Source organism: Vibrio sp. 10N.222.46.A1 (assembly GCF_041473595.1).
Taxonomy (GTDB): domain Bacteria; phylum Pseudomonadota; class Gammaproteobacteria; order Enterobacterales; family Vibrionaceae; genus Vibrio; species Vibrio tasmaniensis_A.
In genome coordinates this window covers 1-5,208 of record NZ_JBFRSN010000210.1, presented here as the reverse complement: position 1 = coordinate 5,208, position 5,208 = coordinate 1, and the positions used below count along the sequence as shown (strand labels likewise).

The window sequence follows — 5,208 nt, the reverse complement described above, 5'->3', positions numbered from 1 at the left end:
CACAAAGCTGCAGAAAAATTGACTTTCTGACGTAAGACCAGTAAAAAAATGGCACATAAACATCCTGGACGGATTAATAATAACAAAGGAGATTGTTATGGCGGATAAGAAAGCTACCCTTCATATTGAAGGTCAAGCGCCGATCGAATTGCCGATTACAGAAGGTGTACTTGGTACTCCAGTCATCGACGTTCGTACACTGGGTTCTAATGGTTTTTTCACTTTTGATCCTGGTTTTCTTGCCACTGCATCTTGTGAATCGCAAATCACTTATATTGACGGTGGAAAAGGTATCCTTCTACACCGTGGTTATCCAATTGATCAACTGGCCAATAATGCTGATTACTTAGAAGTTTGTTACATTCTTTTATACGGCGAAGCTCCTTCTCGAGCTCAATACGAAGAGTTCAAGACGACTGTCACGCGTCACACCATGGTTCATGAGCAAATTGCTAGTTTCTTCCACGGCTTCCGCCGTGATGCTCACCCAATGGCTGTTATGTGTGGTGTGGTAGGTGCGCTTGCTGCGTTCTATCATGATTCATTAGATGTTAATAACGACACACACCGTGAAATTGCGGCATACCGCCTAATTTCAAAAATGCCAACACTGGCTGCAATGTGTTACAAATATTCTATCGGTCAACCGTTTATCTACCCACGCAATGACCTAGGCTACGCAGAAAACTTCCTGCACATGATGTATGCAAATCCATGTGAAGAATATGAAGTAAACCCTGTTGTTGCTCGCGCAATGGACAAAATCTTTACGTTACACGCAGATCACGAACAAAATGCTTCAACGTCAACGGTTCGTTTAGCAGGCTCTTCGGGCGCAAACCCATTTGCTTGTATTGCTGCTGGTATCGCTTCTTTGTGGGGTCCTGCTCACGGCGGTGCTAACGAAGCTTGTCTAATGATGCTTGAAGAGATCGGTAGCGTAGACAACATTGAAGAGTACGTAGCAAAAGCAAAAGACAAAGATGACCCGTTCCGTTTAATGGGCTTCGGTCACCGTGTTTACAAGAACTACGATCCGCGTGCAACGGTAATGCGCGAAGCGTGCCACGAAGTACTTAAAGAGCTGAACATTCAAGATCCACTACTTGACGTTGCAATGGAGCTTGAGCGCATCGCTCTTTCTGATGAGTACTTTGTATCGAAGAAACTATACCCGAACGTAGATTTCTACTCAGGTATCATTCTGAAAGCGATCGGTATTCCGGTATCAATGTTCACAGTAATCTTCGCGATGTCTCGTACTATCGGTTGGATTGCACACTGGAACGAAATGCACAGCGATCCGACGAACCGCATCGGTCGCCCTCGTCAGTTGTACACTGGTGAAGAACAGCGTGATTTCCAAGCTCTACACGAGCGCGAATAGTAAAGTTTCGACTTTTCTAATCGATTAAAATCAAAAAGGGTTGATGTATTAACATCAACCCTTTTTTATCTTCCAGTATTTCGTATCACTTCAATGAAGGTACAAATATCCAGAAAGTCATAACCTCTAAACGTGGCTACACTGGATTATCAATATCGATAAATTCTACGTCTAAGCCATGTTCTTTCGTTAGCCATTCACCTAGCGCTTTCACCCCATAGCGTTCTGTTGCATGGTGGCCTGCGGCAAAGTAATGAATGTCTTGTTCACGTGCTGAGTACGTAGTGCGCTCTGAAATTTCACCAGAGATAAATGCATCAATACCTTGAGAAGCCGCTAACTCAATGTAATCTTGACCACCACCGGTGCACCAACCGACAGTAGTAATCATTTTGTCTTGGTTTTCTGGAGCGATATGCAGTGGTTTACGATTTAGAACTTGGTCAATTTTTGCAGCAAACTCTGCACCCGTCATTGGCGCACTCAACTTGCCAAACATCGCAACAGATTGTGGGTGCCCTTCTAAACCGCCTTCGACTTCGATATCAAGCAACTCTGCAAGCTTAGCGTTGTTACCAAGCTCAGGGTGGATATCAAGAGGGAGATGGTATCCTAAAAGGTTGATGTCATTTTTAATCAGGGTACGAATGCGCTTACCCTTCATGCCACGAATTGCTTCTGATTCACCTTTCCAGAAGAAGCCGTGATGGACTAATAAAGCGTCTGCGTTCAGTTCTACCGCTTTATCAATCAAGGCTTGAGAAGCTGTCACACCAGTAACGATTCGCTTCACTTCTGTTACGCCTTCAACTTGAAGACCATTAGGACAGTAATCTTTAATTTGCTGTGGCTGCAGTTTTTCGTTAAGTAGCTTTTCTAATTGTAAGTTATTCATTTTTATTTCCAGCTTACCTTTATAATAACGTCGTTATATCAATTTACGGGTAGAATGTCGAAAGCCCCAGGGTTATGTTTATAAAGAGCTAGTTTATGAGGAAGAGATGACAGCACTGCAATGTTTTTACCAATGGGTCATCGACTCACCGCCATTACTAGAAATCAAGCCACCGATTTCGGATCTCAGTGCATTCTCAAGCCCTCATACCATAGATGCATCACATACATACAATGGTAATCCTAGGTTAGGTTTCCTCTACCAGCACCTATGTGAACAAGTCATCGAAGCTTCACCTGATTATTCGATCAAGTACGATGAAATTCAGATTAATGTGGATGGCAGAACGCTAGGTGCAATCGACTTTATTCTTGAAGAGGAGAGCAGCCAAAAGCTGCAACATTGGGAAGTGGCGATTAAGTTCTATCTGCTCCATGAACAAACATGGTTTGGGCCAAACTCTCATGATCAATTGGATAAGAAGCTCGATAGGATGCTAAGCCACCAGCTTGGTATGTCATCTTCAGCCGCCTTTATTGAACAGTATCCAGAGACCGATGTCGACTCAAAACATCTCCTCATGCAGGGGCGTCTATATACCAACCCCTTCTTAGATCAAAAAGTACCGACTGAATGTTTGAGTTACGACATTAATCCAAGCCAAGTAAACGGTTTTTGGTGCTATCAAAACCAAGCTCATTTAATTCCTGAAGTGCTCTACCCTCTCACCAAAGAGCAATGGGCAGCGGGCACTGATGATTTCACCTGCGAGCCTATCACCGAGTTTGGTGATCGCTTCGTTCATGGGCAAACCAAATCAGGGCAGTTTTGGTTTGTGATGCCACAAAGCTGGCCACACGGCTAATCTATTCAGCCATTGAGTTGATTTAGTCTTAGCCACTTACTCACAGACAAATAAAAAGGGCTGATGCTTTCACATCAACCCTTTCACTATTTACTTGATGACTCTACTAATCTGTATTCGATTATAGACCAGCGGCTGCAAATACTTGGTTAACAATCTCTTGAGCTTCTGCTTCGATTGCTTTTAGGTGCTCTTCACCTTTAAAGCTTTCACAGTAGATCTTGTAGATGTCTTCAGTGCCTGATGGACGAGCGGCAAACCAACCGTTCTCAGTTGTCACTTTTAGGCCGCCAATCGCAGCGCCATTACCTGGGGCGTGTGTTAAGCGAGCAGTAATCGCATCACCAGCAAGCGTCTCAGCTGAAACCATCTCTGGAGATAGCTTCTTAAGCACGTCTTTTTGTGCGCCGTTAGCTACTGCTTGAATACGGTTGTACTTAGATTCGCCATGTTTAGCGGCAAGTTCTTCGTAGTATTCTTGTGGGTTCTTGCCCGTTACTGCTGTGATCTCAGCGGCAAGTAGGCAAAGAATCAGGCCATCTTTATCTGTTGACCAAGGCGTACCGTCTTTACGTAAGAAAGATGCCCCCGCACTCTCTTCACCACCGAAACCAAACTGACCGTTATAAAGACCATCAACGAACCATTTGAATCCCACTGGCACTTCGCAAAGCTCGCGACCTAAGTCAGCAACAACGCGGTCAATCAGAGCACTTGATACCAATGTTTTACCCACTGCAACGTCTTTACCCCAACCTTCACGGTTACGGTATAAGTAGTCAATACACACCGCTAGGAAGTGGTTTGGATTCATCAAGCCTTTTGGCGTAACAATGCCGTGGCGATCGTAGTCTGGGTCGTTGCCAAACGCTAATTGATAGTCGTCTTTAAGTGCCAGTAAGCCTGCCATTGCGTATGGAGAAGAACAGTCCATACGAACCACACCATCTTTGTCTAGAGACATAAATTGGAACGAAGGATCAACAGCTTCACTGACCAGAGTCAGGTCTAGGTTGTACGCTTTGCCAATTTGACGCCAGTAATCAATACCGCTACCACCCAGTGGATCAACACCAATCTTGATGTTTGCTTTCTGGATTGCTTCCATATCAACCACGTTAACCAAGTCAGCAACGTAAGGAGCAACTAAATCAACTTCTTTCACCAGCTCAGACTGTTTAGCCTGTGCGATAGGAGTGCGCTTAACGCCTTGCATTTGCTCAGCAATAATCACATTCGCACGATCTTCAATCGCTTGAGTCAGTTCAGCTTCAGCAGGGCCACCGTGTGTCGGGTTGTATTTAATGCCCCCGTCTTGAGGTGGGTTATGTGAAGGCGTGATAACAATGCCGTCAGCTTTTTTATCATTCACTAGATTGTGCGTAAGAATCGCGTGCGAGATACCTGGAGTTGGAGTAAAGCCATTGTTTTCTTGAACGATAACCTCAACGCCGTTTGCAACTAGCACTTCAATAACCGTAGAAAAAGCAGGTTCAGATAGAGCGTGAGTATCTTTGCCTAAGAAAAGTGGGCCTGTTGTACCTTGATCGGCACGAACCTCAGCAACCGCTTGTGCGATCGCTAGAATGTGGTTTTCATTAAATGTTGATTTGTCTGCTGTACCGCGGTGACCTGAAGTACCGAACAGTACTTTATGATCTGGGTTAGTAGCATCCGGTTGCTGTAAGAAATAGTTTGCAACTAAAGCCGGGATATTATGAAGATCTTCCTGCAGAGCTTTCTGCCCGGCACGAGGGTGCATAGCCATTATCGACATCCTTATATAAAATTTAAAAACAAAAAAACCTCATAATATCTTCTTAGCCATGGATATTATGAGGTTTAAATCAGATTTCGTTAAATTGAACCTGTTACTTTTTCTATCAATTCTGCTTGGAAACTCATGCGGCTCATAAGCTGTTCAACCATCTGTCTTTTTCGGCTTGTATTGTTATTCGTAATAACCCAAAAAGGACTTTGTGGAATAGCTTTAGGCTTAGTTGTGTTGCCGTTTGCTAACAACGTCGCTTCGTTGTCTGCAAAGTAAACACGCTTACGGCC

At 44.1% G+C, this 5,208-nt stretch carries 4 protein-coding genes and 1 pseudogene; 2 read left to right on the top strand and 3 right to left on the bottom strand.

Annotated features, from left to right (window positions below; all coding sequences use genetic code 11):
- Positions 1 to 97: 97 nt before the first annotated feature.
- Positions 98 to 1,387, top strand: coding sequence for a citrate synthase (locus AB4496_RS07115; RefSeq protein ID WP_004734217.1), 1,290 nt, complete (start codon positions 98 to 100; stop codon positions 1,385 to 1,387).
- Positions 1,388 to 1,523: 136 nt separating this feature from the next.
- Here AB4496_RS07115 and AB4496_RS07110 read toward each other — a convergent pair whose 3' ends face one another.
- Complete coding sequence (locus tag AB4496_RS07110; protein WP_009847323.1) at positions 1,524 to 2,282, bottom strand: Nif3-like dinuclear metal center hexameric protein; 759 nt, start codon at positions 2,280 to 2,282, stop codon at positions 1,524 to 1,526.
- Positions 2,283 to 2,388: 106 nt separating this feature from the next.
- On the opposite strand from AB4496_RS07110, the gene AB4496_RS07105 reads away from it, so the two are divergent.
- Positions 2,389 to 3,147, top strand: coding sequence for a DUF1853 family protein (locus AB4496_RS07105; RefSeq protein ID WP_009847324.1), 759 nt, complete (start codon positions 2,389 to 2,391; stop codon positions 3,145 to 3,147).
- Between the two features lie 121 nt (positions 3,148 to 3,268).
- Here AB4496_RS07105 and pgm read toward each other — a convergent pair whose 3' ends face one another.
- Together pgm and AB4496_RS07095 are read right to left on the bottom strand one after the other, a co-directional pair.
- On the bottom strand, positions 3,269 to 4,915 hold the full coding sequence (gene pgm / locus AB4496_RS07100) for a phosphoglucomutase (alpha-D-glucose-1,6-bisphosphate-dependent) (RefSeq protein WP_009847325.1): 1,647 nt from the start codon (positions 4,913 to 4,915) through the stop codon (positions 3,269 to 3,271).
- 89 nt (positions 4,916 to 5,004) lie between these two features.
- A pseudogene (locus AB4496_RS07095) lies at positions 5,005 to 5,208 on the bottom strand (replication initiation regulator SeqA); the annotation flags it as partial.

Excerpts from the sequence above, each read along its gene's own strand:
- AB4496_RS07115 (WP_004734217.1), top strand. The coding sequence starts at position 98 with ATGGCGGATAAGAAAGCTACCCTTCATATTGAAGGTCAAGCGCCGATC.
- AB4496_RS07105 (WP_009847324.1), top strand. The coding sequence starts at position 2,389 with ATGACAGCACTGCAATGTTTTTACCAATGGGTCATCGACTCACCGCCA.
- pgm (WP_009847325.1), bottom strand. The coding sequence starts at position 4,915 with ATGGCTATGCACCCTCGTGCCGGGCAGAAAGCTCTGCAGGAAGATCTT.
- AB4496_RS07110 (WP_009847323.1), bottom strand. The coding sequence starts at position 2,282 with ATGAATAACTTACAATTAGAAAAGCTACTTAACGAAAAACTGCAGCCA.